The 20,120-nt window shown below is 58.7% G+C and carries 16 protein-coding genes and 1 pseudogene; 6 read left to right on the forward strand and 11 right to left on the reverse strand.

Annotated elements, in window-relative coordinates; genetic code table 11:
- Positions 1 to 10: 10 nt before the first annotated feature.
- The 3 genes from ACYZTR_RS18615 to ACYZTR_RS18625 form a co-directional block, all read right to left on the reverse strand.
- Positions 11 to 208 (reverse strand): hypothetical protein, encoded by a 198-nt coding sequence (locus ACYZTR_RS18615; protein WP_283190421.1) that lies wholly within the window; start codon positions 206 to 208, stop codon positions 11 to 13.
- A 468-nt stretch (positions 209 to 676) separates the two neighbouring features.
- Entirely contained in the window at positions 677 to 1,507 is an 831-nt protein-coding gene (queF, locus tag ACYZTR_RS18620; RefSeq protein WP_461973174.1) for an NADPH-dependent 7-cyano-7-deazaguanine reductase QueF, read from the reverse strand.
- A 61-nt stretch (positions 1,508 to 1,568) separates the two neighbouring features.
- Positions 1,569 to 1,946 carry a cupredoxin domain-containing protein gene (locus ACYZTR_RS18625; RefSeq protein ID WP_461973176.1) on the reverse strand — a complete coding sequence of 126 codons (378 nt, stop codon included), beginning with the start codon at positions 1,944 to 1,946 and terminating at the stop codon, positions 1,569 to 1,571.
- A 155-nt stretch (positions 1,947 to 2,101) separates the two neighbouring features.
- Between ACYZTR_RS18625 and ACYZTR_RS18630 the strand changes: the two genes are divergently transcribed.
- Together ACYZTR_RS18630 and ACYZTR_RS18635 are read left to right on the forward strand one after the other, a co-directional pair.
- Complete coding sequence (locus tag ACYZTR_RS18630; RefSeq protein ID WP_461973179.1) at positions 2,102 to 2,782, forward strand: heavy metal response regulator transcription factor; 681 nt, start codon at positions 2,102 to 2,104, stop codon at positions 2,780 to 2,782.
- The gene (locus ACYZTR_RS18635) at positions 2,782 to 4,128 is read left to right on the forward strand and encodes a heavy metal sensor histidine kinase (protein ID WP_461973181.1); all 1,347 of its coding nucleotides are present in this window, start codon (positions 2,782 to 2,784) and stop codon (positions 4,126 to 4,128) included. Before ACYZTR_RS18630 ends, ACYZTR_RS18635 begins: the two co-directional genes overlap by 1 nt.
- A gap of 36 nt (positions 4,129 to 4,164) precedes the next feature.
- Here ACYZTR_RS18635 and ACYZTR_RS18640 read toward each other — a convergent pair whose 3' ends face one another.
- The 3 genes from ACYZTR_RS18640 to ACYZTR_RS18650 all read right to left on the reverse strand — a co-directional run bounded on the left by ACYZTR_RS18640 (position 4,165) and on the right by ACYZTR_RS18650 (position 7,417).
- Positions 4,165 to 5,409 carry a lipoprotein-releasing ABC transporter permease subunit gene (locus ACYZTR_RS18640; RefSeq protein ID WP_449646009.1) on the reverse strand — a complete coding sequence of 415 codons (1,245 nt, stop codon included), beginning with the start codon at positions 5,407 to 5,409 and terminating at the stop codon, positions 4,165 to 4,167.
- Between the two features lie 66 nt (positions 5,410 to 5,475).
- Positions 5,476 to 6,159, reverse strand: a complete 684-nt coding sequence (lolD, locus tag ACYZTR_RS18645; RefSeq protein ID WP_461973183.1) for a lipoprotein-releasing ABC transporter ATP-binding protein LolD — start codon at positions 6,157 to 6,159, stop codon at positions 5,476 to 5,478.
- 7 nt (positions 6,160 to 6,166) lie between these two features.
- Positions 6,167 to 7,417, reverse strand: a complete 1,251-nt coding sequence (locus ACYZTR_RS18650; RefSeq protein WP_449646010.1) for a lipoprotein-releasing ABC transporter permease subunit — start codon at positions 7,415 to 7,417, stop codon at positions 6,167 to 6,169.
- A gap of 94 nt (positions 7,418 to 7,511) precedes the next feature.
- Between ACYZTR_RS18650 and ACYZTR_RS18655 the strand changes: the two genes are divergently transcribed.
- The gene (locus ACYZTR_RS18655; protein WP_461973185.1) at positions 7,512 to 8,093 is read left to right on the forward strand and encodes a PilZ domain-containing protein; all 582 of its coding nucleotides are present in this window, start codon (positions 7,512 to 7,514) and stop codon (positions 8,091 to 8,093) included.
- A 14-nt stretch (positions 8,094 to 8,107) separates the two neighbouring features.
- Positions 8,108 to 8,830 (forward strand): glycerophosphodiester phosphodiesterase, encoded by a 723-nt coding sequence (locus ACYZTR_RS18660; RefSeq protein WP_461973187.1) that lies wholly within the window; start codon positions 8,108 to 8,110, stop codon positions 8,828 to 8,830.
- A gap of 42 nt (positions 8,831 to 8,872) precedes the next feature.
- Here the strand turns inward: ACYZTR_RS18660 and sthA are convergent, their stop codons facing one another.
- The 3 genes from sthA to ltrA all read right to left on the reverse strand — a co-directional run bounded on the left by sthA (position 8,873) and on the right by ltrA (position 12,771).
- The gene (gene sthA / locus ACYZTR_RS18665) at positions 8,873 to 10,267 is read right to left on the reverse strand and encodes a Si-specific NAD(P)(+) transhydrogenase (RefSeq protein WP_461973189.1); all 1,395 of its coding nucleotides are present in this window, start codon (positions 10,265 to 10,267) and stop codon (positions 8,873 to 8,875) included.
- Between the two features lie 207 nt (positions 10,268 to 10,474).
- Positions 10,475 to 11,455 carry an FAD:protein FMN transferase gene (locus tag ACYZTR_RS18670; protein ID WP_461979789.1) on the reverse strand — a complete coding sequence of 327 codons (981 nt, stop codon included), beginning with the start codon at positions 11,453 to 11,455 and terminating at the stop codon, positions 10,475 to 10,477.
- Between the two features lie 206 nt (positions 11,456 to 11,661).
- The gene (gene ltrA, locus ACYZTR_RS18675; RefSeq protein WP_461973191.1) at positions 11,662 to 12,771 is read right to left on the reverse strand and encodes a group II intron reverse transcriptase/maturase; all 1,110 of its coding nucleotides are present in this window, start codon (positions 12,769 to 12,771) and stop codon (positions 11,662 to 11,664) included.
- A gap of 22 nt (positions 12,772 to 12,793) precedes the next feature.
- Here ltrA and ACYZTR_RS18680 point away from each other — a divergent pair, with 22 nt between their 5' ends.
- Positions 12,794 to 14,053: an IS256 family transposase gene (locus ACYZTR_RS18680; RefSeq protein WP_461972851.1), complete on the forward strand. Its 1,260-nt coding sequence runs from the start codon at positions 12,794 to 12,796 to the stop codon at positions 14,051 to 14,053.
- Between the two features lie 60 nt (positions 14,054 to 14,113).
- On the opposite strand, the pseudogene ACYZTR_RS18685 reads toward ACYZTR_RS18680, so the two are convergent.
- Both ACYZTR_RS18685 and ACYZTR_RS18690 read right to left on the reverse strand, forming a co-directional pair.
- Positions 14,114 to 14,335: pseudogene (locus tag ACYZTR_RS18685) on the reverse strand (group II intron reverse transcriptase/maturase); the annotation flags it as partial.
- A 502-nt stretch (positions 14,336 to 14,837) separates the two neighbouring features.
- Positions 14,838 to 16,301 (reverse strand): glyceraldehyde-3-phosphate dehydrogenase, encoded by a 1,464-nt coding sequence (locus ACYZTR_RS18690; protein ID WP_461973193.1) that lies wholly within the window; start codon positions 16,299 to 16,301, stop codon positions 14,838 to 14,840.
- A 363-nt stretch (positions 16,302 to 16,664) separates the two neighbouring features.
- Between ACYZTR_RS18690 and mfd the strand changes: the two genes are divergently transcribed.
- Positions 16,665 to 20,114, forward strand: coding sequence for a transcription-repair coupling factor (gene mfd / locus ACYZTR_RS18695; RefSeq protein ID WP_461973195.1), 3,450 nt, complete (start codon positions 16,665 to 16,667; stop codon positions 20,112 to 20,114).
- The last annotated feature ends 6 nt before the right edge of the window (positions 20,115 to 20,120 follow it).

The following is a 20,120-nucleotide window of genomic DNA, read 5'->3' on the forward strand; positions in this document are numbered from 1 at the left end:
AATGTACTTGTCAAATCTCCCATTCTTGTCCTTCTCCAATGACCTGGTGCGTCTCGCTGACCACAACTAGCGACTTGCCGCGATGAACCAAGCAGAAGCTAGATACGAGATCGGTGTCGACACCAACTGCGGACGTTGTGTCGCCAAGCGAGCCGATCCAGACATAGCGGTAGGTTTCGAGGCACGCCAGGTAGTATCCGGTAGGCATGTCATTGCTCCAATCAATGAGGTCGTGAGATGCGAAGCAATCTAATGCAAGCGCTAGCGACGATGGAAATGGGCAGGACGGACATTGCGACCAACGAGGTTGAGGCTAAGTTCTGCTCAACGTTTGTGTGTCGCGTGACTAGGCTGCTATCCAGTTTTCCATGGTGCGCGTGGGTTACATCGGATTGAACGGCGTCTACATACCATGCTAGATCACGGTATGGCTTTCACATTCGCAGAGCAAAAAATACCCCTCGGAGAGGGGTATTCGTGTAGCAAAAACCTGAAAAGCCCCAAATTATGTATTCCAAAGTGGGGGGAATAAAGTGATAGCGGGGCTTTTTCATATCCGGGATTTGCAATGCAATCCCTGCGGGAGCGAGCTTGATCGCGAAAGCGGAGTGTCAGTCATCATAGATGTTGAATGTGACGGACTCTTCGCGAGCAGGCTCGCTCCCACATTGGTTCTTTACTGGCGGACCAGCCGATGGTTCGGTAGCTGCACTTCTTCGGTACTGCGATACGGGTTGATGTCCAACCCACCGCGCCGCACATACCGCGCATACACCGTCAATTTCTCCGGTTTCAGCAACCGTTGCAGGTCGAGGAAAATCCGCTCCACGCATTGCTCGTGGAAGTCGGAGTGCTGACGGAAGCTCACGATGTATTCCAGCAAACTCGCGTGATCCAGCGCCGCGCCACGGTATTCCACCGCCACGCTACCCCAGTCCGGTTGACTGGTGACCGGGCAGTTGGATTTGAGCAAATGACTGTGCACGCTCTCCTCCACAATGCGCGATTCATCGCAACGCAGCAGTTCCGGACGCGGATGCTCATAGTTGCTGACGCTGATATCCAGATCATCAATGCACACACCCGGTAACGCCACAACGCCTTCGGCCTCGACGTCCTTGAGCCTGCGAATCCGCACGCCGACCGGTTTACCGGCAGCAGCCGACAGGTCTTTGACCAGCGTCGATTCAAGGCTTGCAGTGTCGGCAAACGGCGTCTGGTTCAGGGAGTTGAGATACAGCTTGAACGACTTCGACTCGATGATATTCGGTGAATCCGCCGGGATGCTGAATTCGCCAATGGCCACCACTGGCTTCCCCGACGGCAATAGCCACGACAATTCGAAGCAGTTCCAGAAATCCACACCTTTGTAGGGCAGGGTTTCAGCCGTCAGGCCCAGTTCTGCCCATTTCGCGGTGCGCGGGATCGGGAACAGCAAGGACGGCGTGTAGGTGGCGATGTATTCACTGGATTTGCCCAGCGGCGAGTGTTCGGCTGCGGGATGCATGGCGGAAACCTGACTGAAGAATCAGCGGATTCTACCAGCCTTTGCTCCCGCCTTTGAGTGCTTACTGACTGACAGTCAACTTGCCGACCATCCCGGCCTGGTAATGACCGGGGATATTGCAGGCAAATTCCAGGTTGGTGGCCTTGGTGAATGTCCAGGTCAGCTCGGCTGTTTTGCCCGGCTCGACGAGCACGCTGTTAGGGTCATCGTGTTTCATGCCATGCCCTTGAGATGAGTGTTCCGTACCGGGAATTGAGCCGTGGTCCATATCCGCCTTTGGCGTGAACGACATGTCACCCATGACAACTTCAACGCTACGAGTCGCCATGGCCGCCAGAGCCGGTTGACCGAAGTCATAGGTCTGCGCCGGGGAAGCCCACGCCGGCGAGCTCAGCGCCAGCAAACAGGCAGCCCGCACCAGGGATTTGCGCAAAAACATAGTCGTACTCCAACAAGGTAAGGTTCAGCCTGTGGAAAACTCTAAACTGCTGCTACTGCCCGCAACCTGACAGCCAGATTACAACGTTGTCAGGTTGGCCTGTATTAACGCCGCCCACGGTATAAAACGTTCGTTCCATTAGTCCCGAGTCGCCCATGAAACTGCTGATTGTCGAAGACCAACCGAAAACTGGCCACTACCTGCGCCAAGGCCTGACCGAGGCCGGTTTCAACACTGAACTGGTAGCGGACGGCAGCACCGGCCAGCAACTGGCGCTGACCGGCGATTACGCCCTATTGATTCTCGATGTAATGCTGCCCGGTCGCGATGGCTGGCAGATTCTGCAAGCGGTGCGCGATGCCGGCCTCGACACGCCGGTATTGTTTCTTACAGCGCGAGACGCAGTGGAGGACAGGGTTCACGGCCTCGAACTGGGCGCCGACGACTACCTGGTCAAACCTTTCGCCTTCTCCGAACTGCTGGCCCGGGTCCGCAGCCTGTTGCGCCGCGGTAGCGCCACACCTCAGGAAACCAGCCTGCAACTGGCGGACTTGCGCCTTGACCTGATCCGCCGCCGGGTTGAGCGCAGCGGCCAGCGCATCGGCCTGACGGCCAAGGAATTCGCTCTGCTGGAAATGCTCCTGCGCAGGCAAGGCGAAGTCCTGCCCAAGTCACTGATCGCGTCCCAGGTCTGGGACATGAATTTCGACAGTGACACCAATGTCATCGAAGTGGCAATCCGTCGTTTGCGCCTGAAGATCGACGATGAATTCCCCAACAAGTTGATCCATACCGTGCGCGGCATGGGTTACGTCCTTGAAGAGCGCCCCACCTGATGCGTCGACTCTCGTTAAGCAGCCGTCTGGCGCTGCTGTTTGCGGCGTGCACCGCCGTGGTGTCGCTGTTCGCCGGGGTGTTGTTCAGCCGGGCCAGTGACGCGCATTTCGTTGAACTCGATCAGCAGTTGCTGGACGGCAAGTTGATTGGTTTGCGCCGGGCACTTCATGACATTCAGTCGAGTGAAAGCGAAGTCAAACTGGCCGATGAATTGAACCGACAGGCCGATCTGTCGCTGCGGATCACCGGCAGCGACGGCAAGCGTTGGTATGACAGTTCGACGCACCTGCCCCAGAAGTTGCCTACCCAGCCGGGTTTGTCCACGGTGAGCCACGACGGTACTGATTACCGCGTCCTCAACGCTCCGCTTTACCTCGACAAACCCGACTCGCCGCAACTGACCTTGCTGCTGGACATCACCCATCACCAGCACTTTCTGCAACGCATGCAGCACCTGATCTGGCTGACCGTCGGTTTGTCAGCACTGGCCACTGCCCTGCTCGGCGCGTGGGCAGCACGCAGTGGGTTGCGGCCTTTACGGCGCATGAGCGCGGTCGCCAGCGGCGTTTCAGCGCAATCGCTCAATGCACGGCTGCCAGTAGAAAACATGCCGCCAGAACTCGCGGAAATGGCCCACAACTTCAACGCCATGCTCGGACGCCTTGACCACTCTTTTCAACGGCTCTCGGCCTTTTCCGCCGACATCGCCCATGAATTGCGCACGCCATTGTCGAACCTGCTGACCCACACCCAGGTCACCCTCACCCGCCCACGTCCCATCGAGGACTACCGCGAAACACTGCACAGCAACCTCGAAGAACTGCAATGGATGGCGCAACTGGTCAACGACATGTTGTACCTGGCCAAGGCTGACCACGGGTTGTTGGTACCCAAGCGCGAACCACTGGAGCTGGCGGAAGAAGCGGATCTATTACTGGAGTTTTTCGCGCCGCTGGCGGAGGACGCTCAGGTCAGCTTGAGTCGGGAAGGTAGTGCGCGCATGGAGGGCGATCGCAGCATGTTGCGTCGCGCGCTTTCCAATTTGCTGGACAATGCGTTGCGGTTTACGCCTGCCCAGGGCGAGGTTCGGGTGCGGATAGTCGAGCAATCCAAAGGGTTGAGTCTGACTGTTGAGAACAGTGGAAACGGGATTGACGGGGCGTTGCTGCCGCGCTTGTTCGATCGCTTCTACCGGGCTGATCCGGCGCGCCAGGAAGGCAGTAGTGAACATGCGGGGTTGGGGTTGGCGATTACTCAGTCAATCATCCGTGCCCATGGCGGGCAGATTCGTTGCGAATCGGATAACGGGTGGACGCGGTTTGTGATTGAGTTGCCGCGAACCTGATCGTTCCCACGCTCAGTGGGAACGATCACCGGTGGCTTACGAATACCGCAACGCGTGAGCCGGCTCGATTTTCGCCGCACGCCATGCCGGGTAAACGGTGGCGAGGAAGCTCAGAATGAAACCCGCCGAGCAGATCAACAACACATCCCCGCCCTGCAGTTCAGATGGCAAGTTACTGACGAAGTACACGTCGGAACTGAAGATGTGCTGCCCACTGACCCGCTCCATCCAGCCCACCAGTTCACTGACATTCAGCGCCGCTATCACGCCGAGCACGCCACCGATCAAAGTGCCGACAATCCCGATCACCGTGCCCTGGACCATGAAAATCGCCATGATTTGTCCCGGCGTGGCACCGATGGTGCGCAGGATCGCGATGTCCGCGCCCTTGTCGTTCACCACCATGATCAGGGTTGCGATGATATTGAACGCCGCCACCGCGACGATCATCAGCAACAGCAGGCCGATCATGGTTTTTTCCATTTTCATCGCGCTGAACAGACTGCCCTGAGTGTGGGTCCAGTCGTCAGCCTTGTAAGCGGTGCCCAGCCCGCCAGCAATATCGCTGGAAACCTTCGGCGCCGCGTACAAATCCTTCACCGCCAGGCGCACGCTCTGCACCTGATTCGGCGCCCAGTGCTGCATCTGCGCGGCATCGGCGACGTGGATCAGCGCCATGGAACCGTCCAGTTCGGCGCCGACTTTGAACACGCCGACCACGTTCAACCGCTGCATGCGTGGGGTGATGCCGCCCGGTGCGTTGCTGATTTCCGGCACGATCAGGGTGATCTTGTCGCCGACGTTCAAGCGGAAGCGGCGTGCCGTGATCTCGCCGATCACCACGCCGAACTCACCCGGTTTCAAGGCATCAAGACGGCCCTGAACAATGTGCTGGGCGACGATCGATACCTTGCCTTCCAGCGCCGGATCAACGCCGCTGACCTGGATCGGCTGCATCGTCCCCTTGTAGGACAGCATGCCTTCCATCTCGGTGAACGGCACGGCGGCCGTCACTTCAGGGTTCTTCATGGCCGCAGCGGCGACGGGCTGCCAATCATCGATCGGATTGACGCCGACGATCGTCGCGTGAGGCACCATGCCGAGGATGCGCGAGCTCATTTCGCGCTGGAAGCCGTTCATCACCGACAGCACCACGATCATCGCCAGCACGCCCAGGGCGAGGCCGATCATCGAGGTCATCGAGATGAAGGAAACAAAGCGATTGCGGCGCTTGGCGCGGGTATAGCGCGTGCCGATAAAGATCGATAACGGTCTGAACATTCGCTGGGGCACCGTATAAAAATAAAAGACCCGACGCACTTTTCAGTTACGCCGGGTTTCGGCCAATCAGATGGGCGTCAGGCAACCTTCCTGCAAATGCAGGACGCGATCCATCTGGCGAGCCAGGTTCATGTCGTGAGTCACCACCAGGAACGCCGTGCGCATCGAGGTGCTGAGTTCCAGCATCAAATCCTGAATGCCCTGGGCGGTGTGGGAGTCGAGGTTGCCGGTCGGCTCATCGAGCATCACCAGGCCTGGCTTGTTCACCAGGGCACGGGCGATGGCCACACGCTGGCGTTCACCACCGGACAGTTCCGAAGGCTTGTGTTCCAGGCGATGGCCCAGCCCTACCCGCTCCAGCAACGCGGTGGCACGCTGACGTGCTTCGGGGATCGCGGTCTTGCCGATCAGCAGCGGCATGCAGACGTTTTCCAGTGCGGTGAACTCGGGCAGCAAGTGGTGGAACTGGTACACGAACCCAAGGGAACGGTTACGCAGCAGGCCACGTTTCTTCTCGCTCAGTGCCGAGAGTTCTTCGCCGTCGAGCCAGACGCTGCCCTTGGTCGGCGTATCGAGGCCGCCCAGCAGATTGAGCAACGTACTTTTGCCCGAACCCGAGGTGCCGATAATCGCCACGCGCTCACCCGGATGCAGTTCCAGTTGCAGACCGGCCAGAACCTCAACCGACTCTGGGCCTTCCTCGTAGGATTTGCCCAGGTTGCGGCAGCTCAAGATTGCTTTATCACTCATGCCCAACTCACTCATAACGTAGCGCCTCCGCGGGCTGGGTGCGCGCGGCACGCCAGGCTGGATACAGGGTGGCGAGGAAACTCAGGACCAACGCGGCGGCGCAGACCATCAACACATCCTGGCTCTGCACTTGCGACGGCAGGTAATCGATGAAGTACACGTCGGCGTTCAGGAACTTGTGCCCGATCAGGCCTTCGAGGGCCGAGATCGCGGCGCTGACGTTCAGCGCGGCGAAGATCCCGACCACGGCGCCGATCAGCGTACCGATTACACCAATGACCGTGCCCTGGACCATGAAGATCGCCATGATCTGCCCTGGCGTGGAACCAAGGGTGCGCAGAATCGCGATGTCGCCCTTCTTGTCGTTCACCACCATCACCAGTGTGGAAATAATGTTAAACGCCGCGACGGCGACGATCAGCAGCAACAGCAAACCGATCATGGCTTTCTCCATGCGGATCGCTTGATACAGATTGCCGTGGCTGCGCGTCCAGTCGCGGGCATAAAAATGGTCTTCGCCGAGCTGCTGGGCGATAGTCCACGCGACGCGTGGCGCCTGGAACAGGTCATCGAACTTCAGGCGAATGCCCTGGACCTGATCCGGTTTCCAGCGATGCAATTTGGCCAGATCCTGAAGATTGGTGATGCCCAGGTAGCCGTCCAGCTCGCCGGCGCCGACATGGAAGATGCCGACTACCGTGAAGCGTTTCATGCGCGGGAACATCCCGGCCGGGGTCACGGTGACTTCAGGCGCCACAAACGTCAGCTTGTCACCGACCGCAGCGCCAAGCTTGGCCGCCGCCTTGTCGCCGATGACTATGCCGAAACTGCCCGGCGCCAGGTCGTCGAGTTTGCCCTGCTGCATGAAGTTATCAATGATCGAGACCTGCCGTTCCAGCGCAGGGTCGATGGCATTGAGCAGGACTTTGGAGACCTTGCCGTTGTTGGTCAGCAAACCCTGCATCTGGGTAAACGGTGCCACGGCCGTCACCTGCGGGTTCTGCTTGACCTTGGCGGCCAGGCTTTGCCAGTCGCTGATCGGTTCACCGGACTCGATGGTCGCGTGGGGCACCATGCCCAGCACGCGGGTGCGCATCTCATGATCGAAGCCGTTCATGACCGACAGCACAACGATCATCACGACCACGCCAAGGGCGAGTCCGATCATCGAGGTCAGGGAAATGAATGACACAAAATGATTGCGACGCTTTGCACGGGTATAACGCGTGCCAATAAATACGAAGAGAGGTCTGAACATGTCGGGGCTTGTTCGGAGGGAAAAGGAACGTCCTTGTGGCGGGGGTCGATAACCAGCTTTACACTCAGACCACCGCCGCTACCATGGGTTCGCCATGTCGACATTAGATGAAGAAGATCGCCGCGAATACTACCGTATCGAGGACACGATCGCACTGGAAATTCGGCCCCTGTCCGCTCCCGAAGCCGCAGGCCAGGAAGTGTTGCAGGATGCTTCCCCTCTGTTCAACGTGCTCAGCGAACTGCACCTGAGCGAATTCGAGTCACAGCACTTGTTGCGCCAGATCAGTGAGCGCGACCGGAACCTCGCGGCGTTCCTGAAATCTCAGAATAAACGCATCGATTTGCTGAGCCAGGTGATCGCAATCACCGTGCTCGGGCAGATCGGCGAGCCGCAGCCGGTGATCATTTCCGAAGGCGGGATCGACTTTCAGCATCCGACGCCGATTGCCGAGGGCGCACACCTGTCGGTCAAACTGGTGCTGATGCCGCAAGCCCTCGGGCTGTTGCTGCGGGCCCGGGTCACCCATTGCGATCGCAAAGGCGACGGCTACGACGTCGGTACCGAGTTCGAGTATCCCAGCGATGCCCAGCGCCAATTGCTGGCCCGCTACATTTTGCAGAAGCAGGCCCAGGAACGACGTCTGGCCCGCGAACAAAACGAACCAGGCATTTAATTTAAGGAAGAACCGTGACTCTCATCTACGGCCATCGCGGCGCCAAGGGCGAAGCACCGGAAAACACGCTGACCAGCTTTCAGCAATGCCTCAAGCACGGCGTGCGCCGCTGCGAACTGGACTTGCACCTGGCCATGGACGGCGAGCTGATGGTCATCCACGACCCGACGCTCAAGCGCACCACCGACCGTCGCGGCAAAGTCGTCGAGCACACGGCGGCCGAGCTGGTGACTTACGACGCGCGCAAGGGCGGCCCGGGCTGGATCAAGCCCTGCCCGATTCCAACACTGGAAGAACTGTTCGAGAAATGCGATTTCGAGCACTGGCAGCTGGAAGTCAAAAGCGCTTCACGCACCCGCGCCGCGACGACGGTGTTGGCGATTCGCGAAATGGCTCAGCGTTTCGGCCTGCTCGACAAAGTCACGATCACCTCGAGTTCGCGGGAAGTGTTGAAAGCCGCGCTGGACCTGGTGCCGGACGTGTCCCGCGGATTGGTGGCCGAGTACGCCTGGCTCGACCCGCTGAAGGTCGCGCAAAGCTATGGCTGTGAGATTCTCGCGCTGAACTGGACCCTGTGTACGCCGGAACGCCTGCAGAGGGCGCAGCGTCAGGGGCTGCATGTGTCGGTATGGACAGTCAACGAGCCCGCGCTAATGCGCAGACTCGCCGACTTCGGCGTTGACAGCCTGATTACAGACTTTCCCGGTTTGGCCAGCGCCACGCTCGAGAATTGCTGAAATCGGTCTCCCCGGCCGGCTCAGGCCACCGGCCGGAGCCACTCAAAAAAGCCGGTTGAGGCCATCGTACGCCGCTACCCGATAGGCTTCGGCCATGGTCGGGTAGTTGAACGTCGTGTTGACGAAGTACTTCAGCGTGTTCAGTTCGCCCGGCTGGTTCATGATCGCCTGACCAATGTGAACGATCTCCGACGCCTGATAACCGAAGCAGTGAACGCCAAGCACTTCCAGGGTTTCGCGGTGGAACAGAATCTTCAGCATGCCCTGAGGTTCGCCGGCGATCTGTGCACGCGCCATGCCCTTGAAGAACGCCTTGCCCACTTCGTATGGCACCTTGGCCTGAGTCAGCTCCTGCTCATTCTTGCCGATCGAGCTGATCTCCGGAATGGTATAGATACCGGTCGGCACGTCGTTGACGAAGCGCCAGCTATTGTTATCAACGATGCTGCCAGCAGCCGAACGACCCTGGTCGTGAGCAGCACTGGCCAGGCTCGGCCAGCCGATCACGTCACCGGCGCCGTAGATGTTCGGCTTGCAGGTACGGTAGGCCTCGTCGACTTCGATCTGGCCACGGCTGTTGACCTTCACGCCGATGTTTTCCAGACCCAGCTGATCGGTGTTGCCGGTACGACCGTTGCACCAGAGCAAGGCGTCGGCCTTGATCTTTTTGCCGGATTTGAGGTGCAGGATCACACCGCTGTCCACGCCTTCGACGCGCTCGTAGTCTTCGTTGTGGCGAACCGTGATGTTGTTGTTGCTGAAGTGATAGCTCAGGGCCTGGGAGATTTCCGAGTCGAGGAAGCTCAGCAACTGACCGCGGTTGTCCACCAGTTCAACCAGCACACCCAGACCGCTGAAGATCGAGGCGTATTCGCAACCGATTACGCCAGCGCCGTAAACGATGAGTTTGCGCGGGGTGTGGCCGAGGCTGAGGATGGTGTCGCTATCGTAGATACGCGGGTGGTGGAAATCGATGTCCGCCGGGCGATACGGGCGCGAACCGGTGGCAATGATGATGTGCTTGGCCACCAGTTTTTCGACCACGCCGTTGGCGCAGACCACTTCGATGGTTTGCTCGTCGGCGAAGCTGCCGGTGCCGAAGAACACGTCGACGCGATTACGGGCGTAGTAGCCGGTGCGCGATGCGACTTGTTTGGAGATGACTTTTTCGGCGCTTTTCAGCACGTCCGGAAACGAGAACCAGCGTGGTTCACCAATGGCCCGGAACATCGGGTTGGTGTTGAACTGCATGATCTGCCGGACCGAGTGACGCAGTGCCTTGGACGGGATGGTACCCAGGTGGGTGCAGTTGCCGCCGACCTGGCGACGGCTATCGACCATCGCCACCTTGCGCCCTGCTTTAGCGGCGTTCATTGCCGCCCCTTCTCCCGCTGGGCCGGAACCCAGCACCACCACGTCGTAGTTGTAGACAGCCATGCGTACTCCTCAGAACAGGCCGCGGCGCCATCGGCACCTGCGGCTAAATCACACCGATCTGCGGCGTGAAGGAACAATTTTGGGCCAGTGCAGAACCCGGACACAGTCTATATAAGCGTCAACGCCGGGCACATTAACCCTTGGTCGCGTCGTAGGCTACTTTTGCCTGCACTACAACGCCAGTCTTCGATGCTTGAATCGCCGCCATCACTCGGTTTTTCCGCCACTCAAGCGTTCAAAAGCCTGATTGGTTCGTGTGACGAAACCTGTATCGGCACGAATCACAAAGAATGCACCGATGTCATGTGTTTCGGCATAGTCCCAACCCCTTTCGGGACCCAGAATCAGCAACAGCGTCGATAAGCCATCGGCCATCAATGCTGAAGGATGAATCACCGTGACTGACGCCAAGGTGTGTAAGACCGGTGCCCCGCTGCGGGCATCGAAGGTGTGGGAATAACGCCGACCGTCCTGCTCGAAATAGTTGCGATAGTCGCCGGAGGTAGAAACGCCGTAGCCGTCGACAGCGATGATGCGCTCGGCCACTTGCTGGTCGTCGCGGGGTTCTTCCAGGGCAATGCGCCACGGTGAACCGTCAAGTTTTTTACCGGCCGCCTTGAGTTCGCCTGTGGCTTCGGCGAGGTAGTTATGGATGCCCATCCCGTCGAGTTTTGCGGCAATCGTATCGACCGCGTAACCGGCGGCGATGCTATTGAAGTCGACCTCGACGGCGGCGTCCTTGCACAGTTGATCGCCATCGATACGCAGGTGCTGATAACCGACTCGCTGCCGCACTTCGGCCAGCGCTTGGGCCGCGGGGGTTTTTTCCTCGCGAGCCTGCGGGCCGAAACCCCAGAGATTGAGCAGAGGTTCCACCGTCAAGTCGAAGGAACCTTCGCTTTGTTCCGACAGACGCTCACCGACGCGCACCAGTTTGAGGATCGACGCGGGCATTTTCTGACAGCGATTGGCGGGTAGACCGTTGAAGCGCTCGATGTCCGAGTCGCTGCGGTAGGTCGACATTTGTTGATCGACTTCAGCGAGGATCTTTTCGACCTGGACTTGGACTTCTTTTGGAGCGGGAAGACCGGCATGGCGCAGGTACTTGATCGAATACGTGCTGCCCATGGTCGGGCCGCCGAAGCTTTCCATGGAATCTCCGTTTCCGCACCCTGTCAGGACGCCCATCAGGACCACAAAACCGCACAGCCGCCATTTCAACAATCCTGCATCCCCTGGAGATTCCCATGACACAACGCCAAGGCTCGCCATTATGCGGTAGAAGTGTGGGAGCGAACACCGCACAATCGGCATAGGGGGCGGCCTTCATAGGCCGCTCCCCTGCCACACCACCCGGCATGCGGGTCCGCACCGGGCGGTTCGAGAGATTGAGGTTATGAGAGTCGCACCAGTCCCAGCCTGTCGAACCATGCCACATCCAACACTCGATTCAGCTCAAATCGGCTGTTACGCCACCAGCTACACGAGTTGGCCGCCACTTTCCGGGCCGTTTGACTGCTGGCTCCCAGCACCCTCAGTTCGCGGTAGATCGTCGGTCCACGCCGCCATTGCTTAAGCTGGATCGCTCGCAGTCGGTGTCGTATCCATTCATCAAGCTCTCGCCAGATTTTCGGTGTTTGTGACAACCCAAAGTAAGTTTTCCAGCCCAAGAGATAAGGGCGTAGATTTTCGACGACTTGTCGCAGACTGCGGCCACCTGAGCGACGGGTGAGTTCGCGTATCCGTTGCTTGAACTGCTTGCGCGCTTTGACCGCCACAGCTCTTTTGACGCCTTGGGGCGACGCCCAAAAGGCATATCCAAGAAACTTGCGACCAAACGCACTCGCCACCGCACTCTTGCTCTCGTTGACACTCAAGTGCAGCTTTTCATACAGACGCTTCAGCAAAGCCATTACCCGCTGCCCAGCCCTGCGGCTGCGAACATACACATTCGCATCGTCGGCATAGCGTACGAAGCAATGACCTCGACGTTCAAGCTCCCGATCCACTTCGTCCAGCAGCACATTCGCCAGCAACGGCGACAGCGGGCCGCCTTGCGGCGCCCCGCAACGGCTTTTCTCGACCACGCCATTGATCAGCGTTCCCGCATCCAGATACGCCCGAATCAGCCGGATAACCGCCCGATCCGCAATCCGCTTGCGTAAACGATCCATCAGAATGTCGTGGTCGACCCGGTCGAAGAACTTCTCCAGATCAACATCCACCACCACTCTGCGCCCCGAAGACACATGGCGCTGAGCCGCCAAAACGGCGTCCTGCGCGCAGCGTCCCGGGCGAAAGCCGTAGCTGTGTTCACTGAAAGTCGGGTCGAGTAGTGGCTGCAAGACTTGCAGCAACGCTTGTTGGATCAAACGGTCGGTGACCGTCGGAATTCCCAACTCGCGCTGACCACCGTCGGGTTTGGGAATGACCACGCGGCGTACCGGACTGGGCCGGTAGATGCCGGATAGAAGGGGAGTGTCATAAATTTTGTGTTCGGGCATATCATGTTGAAGAGGTGCATGTATGCCGACTAAGAAAAAACCGGCCCGTGAGGCCACGCGAGACCTTCCAGCCATTCCAAAAGAGCTGATTGATCAGTTCGTAAACGGCCCGATGAGTGCAGAAGCCATTCAGGACGCCTCGATGGCGTTCAAAAAAGCGCTGATCGAGCGGGTGCTTGGTGCGGAGTTGGGGCACCACCTGGGCTACCCTCAGGGCGCGGAGCGTCCTGAGGATTCGAGTAACCAGCGCAACGGCAAAAGCGGCAAAACCGTGCTCACCGATGACGGCCCGTTGCGCCTGGACATCCCCAGAGACCGGGATGGCAGCTTTGCTCCGATCCTGATCCCCAAGCACGAACGCCGTTTTACAGGCTTCGATGACAAAATCATTGCCATGTATGCCCGCGGCATGACCGTTCGCGAGATTCGTGCATTCCTCTCGGAGCAATACGGGACAGACGTCTCCCCTGACTTCATCAGCTCAGTCACCGACGCTGTTCTGGAAGAAGTCAGTACTTGGCAGCAACGCCCACTTGAACCCATGTATCCGGTCATTTTCTTCGATGCGCTGCGGGTCAAAATCCGTGACGAGGGGGTGGTTCGCAACAAGGCAATCTACTTGGCCCTGGGCGTATTACCGGACGGTACCCGAGATATTTTGGGCATCTGGATTGAAACTACCGAGGGCGCCAAGTTCTGGATGAAGGTTTTCAATGACCTCAAGACCCGAGGCGTCGAAGACGTTTTGATCGCGGTAACTGATGGCTTGAAAGGGATGCCAGAAGCCTTGAGTGCGGTGTTCCCTGAGACGACGTTACAGACTTGTATCGTCCACTTGATCCGCAACAGCCTTGATTACGCGGCTTGGGACAAGCGGCGTGAGCTGGCCAAAGCGCTGAAGCCGATCTATCAAGCGCTCAACGCTGAAGTTGCCGAGCAAGCTCTAGAGGCGTTCGAGGCTGGACCTTGGGGCAAGCAATATCCAACGGTAGCTGCGGCCTGGAGACGCGCTTGGGACCGAGTCATCCCATTTTTCGTTTTCCCGCCAGCCATACGAAAAGTGATCTACACCACCAACGCCATCGAGAGTATCAATGCTCAGTTGCGCAAGATCATCAAGACAAGAGGCCACTTTCCAACTGACGAAGCTGCGACGAAATTGATTTGGCTTGCACTGCAAAATATCACCGCCAATTGGGGCACTGCGGCCCACGATTGGAAGAGCGCCATGAATCAATTTGCGATTTTGTACGGAGATCGATTCAGCAGGCCGAGCTATTGAAATGAAGGTCTGCCTGACGGCAGGCCGTTATCGGCCCGCACACAAAAAAACTGACACTCTCGATAGAAGCTGTTCACGAATCGCCGCCCACTGAGTCAGCAGATGTTCGGCCGTCTGTTCAATATCCAGACCGTCGACCCCCGCTGCACCTTTGTTGGCTTTGACCCGCTTCCACGCCCGCTTCAGGTTTTCTCTCGCAAAGGCCCGATCCAACAGCCCTTGCCCTGCGTTGTCGGATTCATCTTGCGGGCGATTGACCTCGTCGCTGATGGGGCTTCTCACGGTTTCACCGCTCCCGTCCTCACATCCGCCCCGCGTTTGGCAGGCATCTGACTTCCGGTCGTTCGCATCAACATGGCCTATAACGCTTTCTCTCGTTCGGCCCTTCGTCAAAAAAAAAGACTACTACGGCCTCTGCTGACTTCTCGCTCCGGCTGGCGCCGTCGCCCTTTCAGGCACAAGGCAAGATCTCCCCAGGTAAGAACGCAATCCTTCCCCGCACAACCGCCGGATTTACGCTGCCTGACCCTTGACCACAAGAGCTTCGCGGTTTGCTGCCCGCTCGCCCTGATCGGCATCGCCTTATATCCGGTTCTTGTCCATCGGCTCACGGTTTCGATTCACGCTTCCTCCCCACACTCGGTCACCCTCATGCAGTTGCGCTTCACTTCGTTCGCTGTGGTCAGCTTACGGCGGGACTTTCACCCACAAGATTGCGCCCATGCTGGGCGCACAACAAAAACGCCCCGACCAAAGTCGGGGCGTTTTCATGTGCAGCTAATGCTTAGCGCGGGAATGCTGGCGGGCTTACACCGGCCATGTCTTCCATCACGCGAACCACCTGGCAGCTGTAACCGAATTCGTTGTCGTACCAAACGTACAGAACAACGCGGTTGTCTTGGGTGATGGTTGCTTCAGCATCCACAACGCCTGCGTGGCGCGAGCCAACGAAGTCGGTGGAAACCACTTCCTGCGAATTGACGTAGTCGATTTGCTTATGCAGATCGGAGTGCAGCGCCATGTAGCGCAGGTACTCGTTCATCTCTTCACGAGTGGCGGCTTTCTCAAGGTTCAGGTTGAGAATGGCCATCGACACGTTTGGCGTCGGAACGCGGATCGCGTTACCGGTCAGCTTGCCGGCCAGCTCAGGCAGCGCCTTGGCAGCAGCGGTGGCAGCACCGGTCTCGGTGATAACCATGTTCAACGCGGCGCTACGGCCACGGCGATCGCCTTTATGGAAGTTGTCGATCAGGTTCTGGTCGTTGGTGTACGAGTGAACGGTTTCCACGTGTCCATTGATGATGCCGAACTTGTCGTTAACCGCTTTCAGCACCGGCACGATGGCGTTGGTGGTGCAGGAAGCGGCAGAAACGATCTTGTCGTCGGCGGTGATTTCGCCGTGGTTGATGCCGTGAACGATGTTCTTCAGCTTGCCTTTACCCGGCGCGGTCAGAACAACGCGATCGATACCCGGGCAAGTCAGGTGCTGGCCCAAGCCGTCGGCGTCACGCCACACACCGGTGTTGTCCACCAGCAGCGCGTCTTTGATGCCGTACTGGGTGTAGTCGACTTCGGTCGGGTTTTTCGCGTAGATAACCTGGATCAGGTTGCCGTTGGCGGTGATGGTGTTGTTGGCTTCATCAATGGTGATGGTGCCATCGAACGGACCATGAACCGAGTCGCGACGCAGCAGGCTGGCTCGTTTGACCAGGTCGTTCTCGGCGCCCTTGCGGACAACGATGGCACGCAGACGCAGGCCGTCGCCACCACCGGTTTTCTCGATCAGGATGCGCGCCAGCAGACGGCCGATACGACCGAAGCCGTACAGAACAACGTCGGTGCCTTTGCGGGCGGAAATGTTTTGCTGACCAACGACGTCTGCCAGTTCTTCACGGACGAACTGCTCGGCAGTGCGGCCATTGCCTTCAGCCTTGAACTTGACTGCAAGCTTGCCCAGGTCTACCGAAGCGGCGCCGAGCTTGAGCTCGCTCATTGCTTTGAGCAGCGGGAATGTTTCGTGGACGGACAGTTCGCTGTCGTCGGACTGGCGATGGCGGGCAAAGCGGTGGGCTTTGAGAATCGCAATGACTGAACGATTGATCAGGCTGCGGCCATAGATCGAGCTCACCACGTTATTGTTGCGGTAGAGCTGACCGATAAGCGGGATCATCGCTTCTGCGAGTGCTTCACGGTCGATCCATTCACCAAGACACTGGTCGGGCTTCTGAGTCACGGGAACCTTCCACATGTAGGGGCAGAAAAAAGGGGCTACATTATGCCGCCGAGTGCCTCCCGTAGCAATGCGCGCCTGTCGCGTGACCAGTAACAAAATCCTCTTCAAAAAAACCACGCACCGCTCAAGCCCAATAAAACCGTGGCCTGCAGCGCAGTCAATTTTTTGGGGACAATGTTGTATTGTCTGTAACCCTCCGTAACACTCGGTCGTTTTGCCACTACATATTCGGTCGTTTTTGCTAAAAAACGGCCCGATTTTGTGTTTACCACTACATTTCGCCCAACCTACGTAATAGACACAGTCTGCAACTGACAGGCGGCACCCGGGGCCGTTACAATTACCGACTTTGTCGCAACGCTTGGAGCTCAAACTTCCGTGCCCGTTCTGCGTCTACCGCTTCTCCCTGCCGCGGCAGGTAAACAGCACTGGGGCAATCTGCCCGGTGCCGCCCTGAGCCTGGCTATTGCCGAGGCTGCCAGCGCTGCCAAGCGCTTTACCCTGCTACTGACCGCCGACAGCCAAAGTGCCGAACGGCTGGAACAGGAGCTGAGTTTCTTCGCCCCGGATTTGCCGGTGCTGCATTTCCCGGACTGGGAAACCCTGCCCTACGATCTGTTTTCGCCGCACCAGGACATTATTTCCCAGCGAATCTCAGCGCTGTATCGATTGCCGGAGCTGAGTCATGGCGTTTTGGTCGTACCGATCACCACGGCCCTGCATCGCCTGGCGCCGACCAAATTCCTGCTCGGCAGCAGCCTGGTGCTGGACATCGGCCAGAAGCTCGATGTCGAGCAAATGCGCACCCGGCTTGAGGCCAGCGGCTATCGCTACGTCGATACCGTCTACGAGCACGGCGAATTTACCGTACGCGGCTCGCTGATCGATCTGTTCCCGATGGGCAGCAAATTACCTTTTCGCATCGACCTGTTCGACGACGAGATCGAGACCCTTCGTACATTCGATCCGGAAAACCAGCGCTCCATCGACAAGGTTGAAACCGTTCGTCTTCTGCCAGCGAGAGAATTTCCGCTGCAAAAGGACGCGGTCACCCGCTTCAAGGCACGCTTCCGTGAGCGTTTCGATGTGGATTTTCGTCGCTGCCCGATCTTTCAGGATTTGAGCAGCGGGATTACACCGGCCGGTATCGAGTACTACTTGCCGCTGTTCTTCGATGAAACCTCCACGTTGTTCGATTACCTGCCGCAGGACACGCAAGTGTTTTCCTTACCGGGCATCGAGCAGGCGGCGGAAAACTTCTGGAACGACGTGCGCAATCGCTATGAAGAACGCCGCGTCGATCCGGCTCGTCCTTTATTGCCGCCAGCCGAGTTATTCCTGCCGGTGGAAGATTGCTTCGCTCGCCTGAAGAATTGGCCGCGCGTGGTCGCCAGTCAGCAGGACGTGGAAACCGGCGTCGGCCGCGAGCGCTTCCCTGCTCGAGAACTGCCGAACCTGGCCATTGAAGCCAAGGCGACTCAACCGTTGGCGGCGCTGGCGGGTTTTCTCGACGAGTTTCCCGGTCGCGTGCTGTTTACCGCCGAGTCCGCGGGCCGTCGTGAAGTGTTGCTGGAGTTGTTGGAACGCCTGAAGCTGCGACCGAAAACAGTCGACAGCTGGCCGGACTTCGTCGCGAGCAAAGAGCGCCTGGCGATCACCATCGCGCCGCTCGACGAAGGCCTGGTGCTCGACGACCCGGCGCTGGCCCTGGTCGCCGAAAGCCCGTTGTTCGGTCAGCGCGTGATGCAGCGCCGTCGCCGCGAGAAACGCGCCGACGCCAACAACGATGCCGTCATCAAAAACCTCACCGAGCTGCGCGAAGGCGCGCCGGTAGTGCACATCGATCATGGTGTCGGGCGTTACCTCGGGCTGACGATTCTGGAAATCGATAATCAGGCCGCCGAATTCCTGACCCTTGAATACGCCGAAAACGCCAAGCTTTACGTGCCGGTGGCCAACCTGCACCTGATCGCCCGTTACACCGGCAGCGACGATGCCCTCGCCCCACTGCACCGTCTCGGCTCCGAGACCTGGCAGAAAGCCAAACGCAAAGCCGCCGAACAAGTGCGTGACGTCGCCGCCGAGCTGCTCGACATCTATGCCCGCCGCGCCGCTCGCGAAGGTTATGCGTTCGCCGACCCGAAAGCCGATTACGCGACCTTTAGCGCCGGTTTCCCGTTCGAAGAAACCCCGGACCAGCAAACCACCATCGAAGCGGTGCGCACCGACATGCTCGCGCCGAAACCGATGGACCGCCTGGTCTGCGGCGACGTCGGTTTCGGCAAGACCGAAGTGGCGATGCGCGCTGCCTTCATCGCGGTACACGGCGGTCGTCAGGTGGCGATTCTGGTGCCGACCACCCTGCTCGCGCAGCAGCACTACAACAGCTTTCGCGACCGCTTCGCCGATTGGCCGGTGAGCGTGGAAGTGATGAGCCGATTCAAGTCGACCAAAGAAATAAATGCTGCGGTCGCGGATCTGGCCGAAGGCAAGATCGACATCGTCATCGGCACGCACAAGTTGCTGCAAGACGACGTAAAAATCAAAAACCTGGGTCTGGTGATCATCGACGAGGAGCACCGTTTCGGTGTCCGTCAGAAGGAACAGCTCAAGGCCCTGCGCAGTGAAGTCGACATCCTCACCCTGACCGCCACGCCGATTCCGCGCACGCTGAACATGGCGGTCTCGGGCATGCGCGACCTGTCGATTATCGCCACGCCGCCGGCCCGTCGCCTGTCGGTACGGACGTTCGTCATGGAGCAAAACAAGAGCACGGTCAAAGAGGCCTTGCTTCGTGAGCTGTTGCGTGGAGGTCAGGTCTATTACCTGCACAACGACGTGAAGACCATCGAGAAGTGCGCCGCCGACCTTGCCGAACTGGTGCCGGAGGCGCGGATCGGCATTGGCCACGGGCAGATGCGCGAACGCGATCTCGAACAGGTGATGAGCGACTTCTACCACAAGCGCTTCAACGTGCTGATCGCCTCGACCATCATCGAGACCGGCATCGACGTGCCGAGCGCCAACACCATCATCATCGAGCGCGCCGACAAGTTCGGCCTGGCGCAGCTGCACCAATTGCGCGGTCGAGTCGGTCGCAGTCACCACCAGGCTTACGCTTATTTGCTGACGCCACCGCGTCAGCAGATCACCCCCGATGCGGAAAAACGTCTGGAAGCGATCGCCAATACACAGGACCTTGGCGCGGGCTTTGTACTCGCCACCAACGACCTGGAAATCCGTGGCGCCGGCGAATTGCTCGGCGATGGTCAGAGCGGGCAGATTCAGGCCGTCGGTTTCACGCTGTACATGGAAATGCTCGAGCGCGCGGTGAAGTCGATCCGCAAAGGCGAACAACCTAACCTCGATCAACCGCTTGGTGGCGGCCCGGAAGTCAATCTGCGAGTACCGGCGTTGATTCCCGAGGACTACCTGCCAGACGTACATGCTCGACTGATTCTCTACAAACGCATCGCCTCGGCCACCGACGAGGAAGGCCTCAAGGACCTGCAAGTGGAGATGATCGATCGTTTCGGCCTGTTGCCGGAGCCGACCAAGAACTTGATGCGCATCACCGCACTGAAATTGCAGGCCGAGCTACTGGGCATCAAGAAAGTCGACGGCGGCCCGCAAGGGGGTCGAATCGAGTTCGCGGCGCAAACCCCAGTTGACCCGCTGACGCTGATCAAGCTGATCCAGAGCCAGCCCAAACGTTACAAATTCGAAGGCGCCACGATGTTTAAATTCCAGGTGCCGATGGAGCGTTCGGAAGAGCGCTTTAGTACTGTAGAGGCGCTGTTTGAGCACCTCATTCCGAAAACTGCTTGAAGGACG

The sequence above is a fragment of the Pseudomonas sp. Hz4 genome, from assembly GCF_054898165.1.

What these genes read in the sequence shown, in the direction of transcription:
- ACYZTR_RS18615 (WP_283190421.1), bottom strand. Translation starts at nt 208, where the DNA reads ATGCCTACCGGATACTACCTGGCGTGCCTCGAAACCTACCGCTATGTC.
- queF (WP_461973174.1), bottom strand. Translation starts at nt 1,507, where the DNA reads ATGCATCCCGCAGCCGAACACTCGCCGCTGGGCAAATCCAGTGAATAC.
- ACYZTR_RS18625 (WP_461973176.1), bottom strand. Translation starts at nt 1,946, where the DNA reads ATGTTTTTGCGCAAATCCCTGGTGCGGGCTGCCTGTTTGCTGGCGCTG.
- ACYZTR_RS18630 (WP_461973179.1), top strand. Translation starts at nt 2,102, where the DNA reads ATGAAACTGCTGATTGTCGAAGACCAACCGAAAACTGGCCACTACCTG.
- ACYZTR_RS18635 (WP_461973181.1), top strand. Translation starts at nt 2,782, where the DNA reads ATGCGTCGACTCTCGTTAAGCAGCCGTCTGGCGCTGCTGTTTGCGGCG.
- ACYZTR_RS18640 (WP_449646009.1), bottom strand. Translation starts at nt 5,409, where the DNA reads ATGTTCAGACCGTTATCGATCTTTATCGGCACGCGCTATACCCGCGCC.
- lolD (WP_461973183.1), bottom strand. Translation starts at nt 6,159, where the DNA reads ATGAGTGATAAAGCAATCTTGAGCTGCCGCAACCTGGGCAAATCCTAC.
- ACYZTR_RS18650 (WP_449646010.1), bottom strand. Translation starts at nt 7,417, where the DNA reads ATGTTCAGACCTCTCTTCGTATTTATTGGCACGCGTTATACCCGTGCA.
- ACYZTR_RS18655 (WP_461973185.1), top strand. Translation starts at nt 7,512, where the DNA reads ATGTCGACATTAGATGAAGAAGATCGCCGCGAATACTACCGTATCGAG.
- sthA (WP_461973189.1), bottom strand. Translation starts at nt 10,267, where the DNA reads ATGGCTGTCTACAACTACGACGTGGTGGTGCTGGGTTCCGGCCCAGCG.
- ACYZTR_RS18670 (WP_461979789.1), bottom strand. Translation starts at nt 11,455, where the DNA reads ATGGGCGTCCTGACAGGGTGCGGAAACGGAGATTCCATGGAAAGCTTC.
- ltrA (WP_461973191.1), bottom strand. Translation starts at nt 12,771, where the DNA reads ATGCCCGAACACAAAATTTATGACACTCCCCTTCTATCCGGCATCTAC.
- ACYZTR_RS18680 (WP_461972851.1), top strand. Translation starts at nt 12,794, where the DNA reads ATGCCGACTAAGAAAAAACCGGCCCGTGAGGCCACGCGAGACCTTCCA.
- ACYZTR_RS18690 (WP_461973193.1), bottom strand. Translation starts at nt 16,301, where the DNA reads ATGTGGAAGGTTCCCGTGACTCAGAAGCCCGACCAGTGTCTTGGTGAA.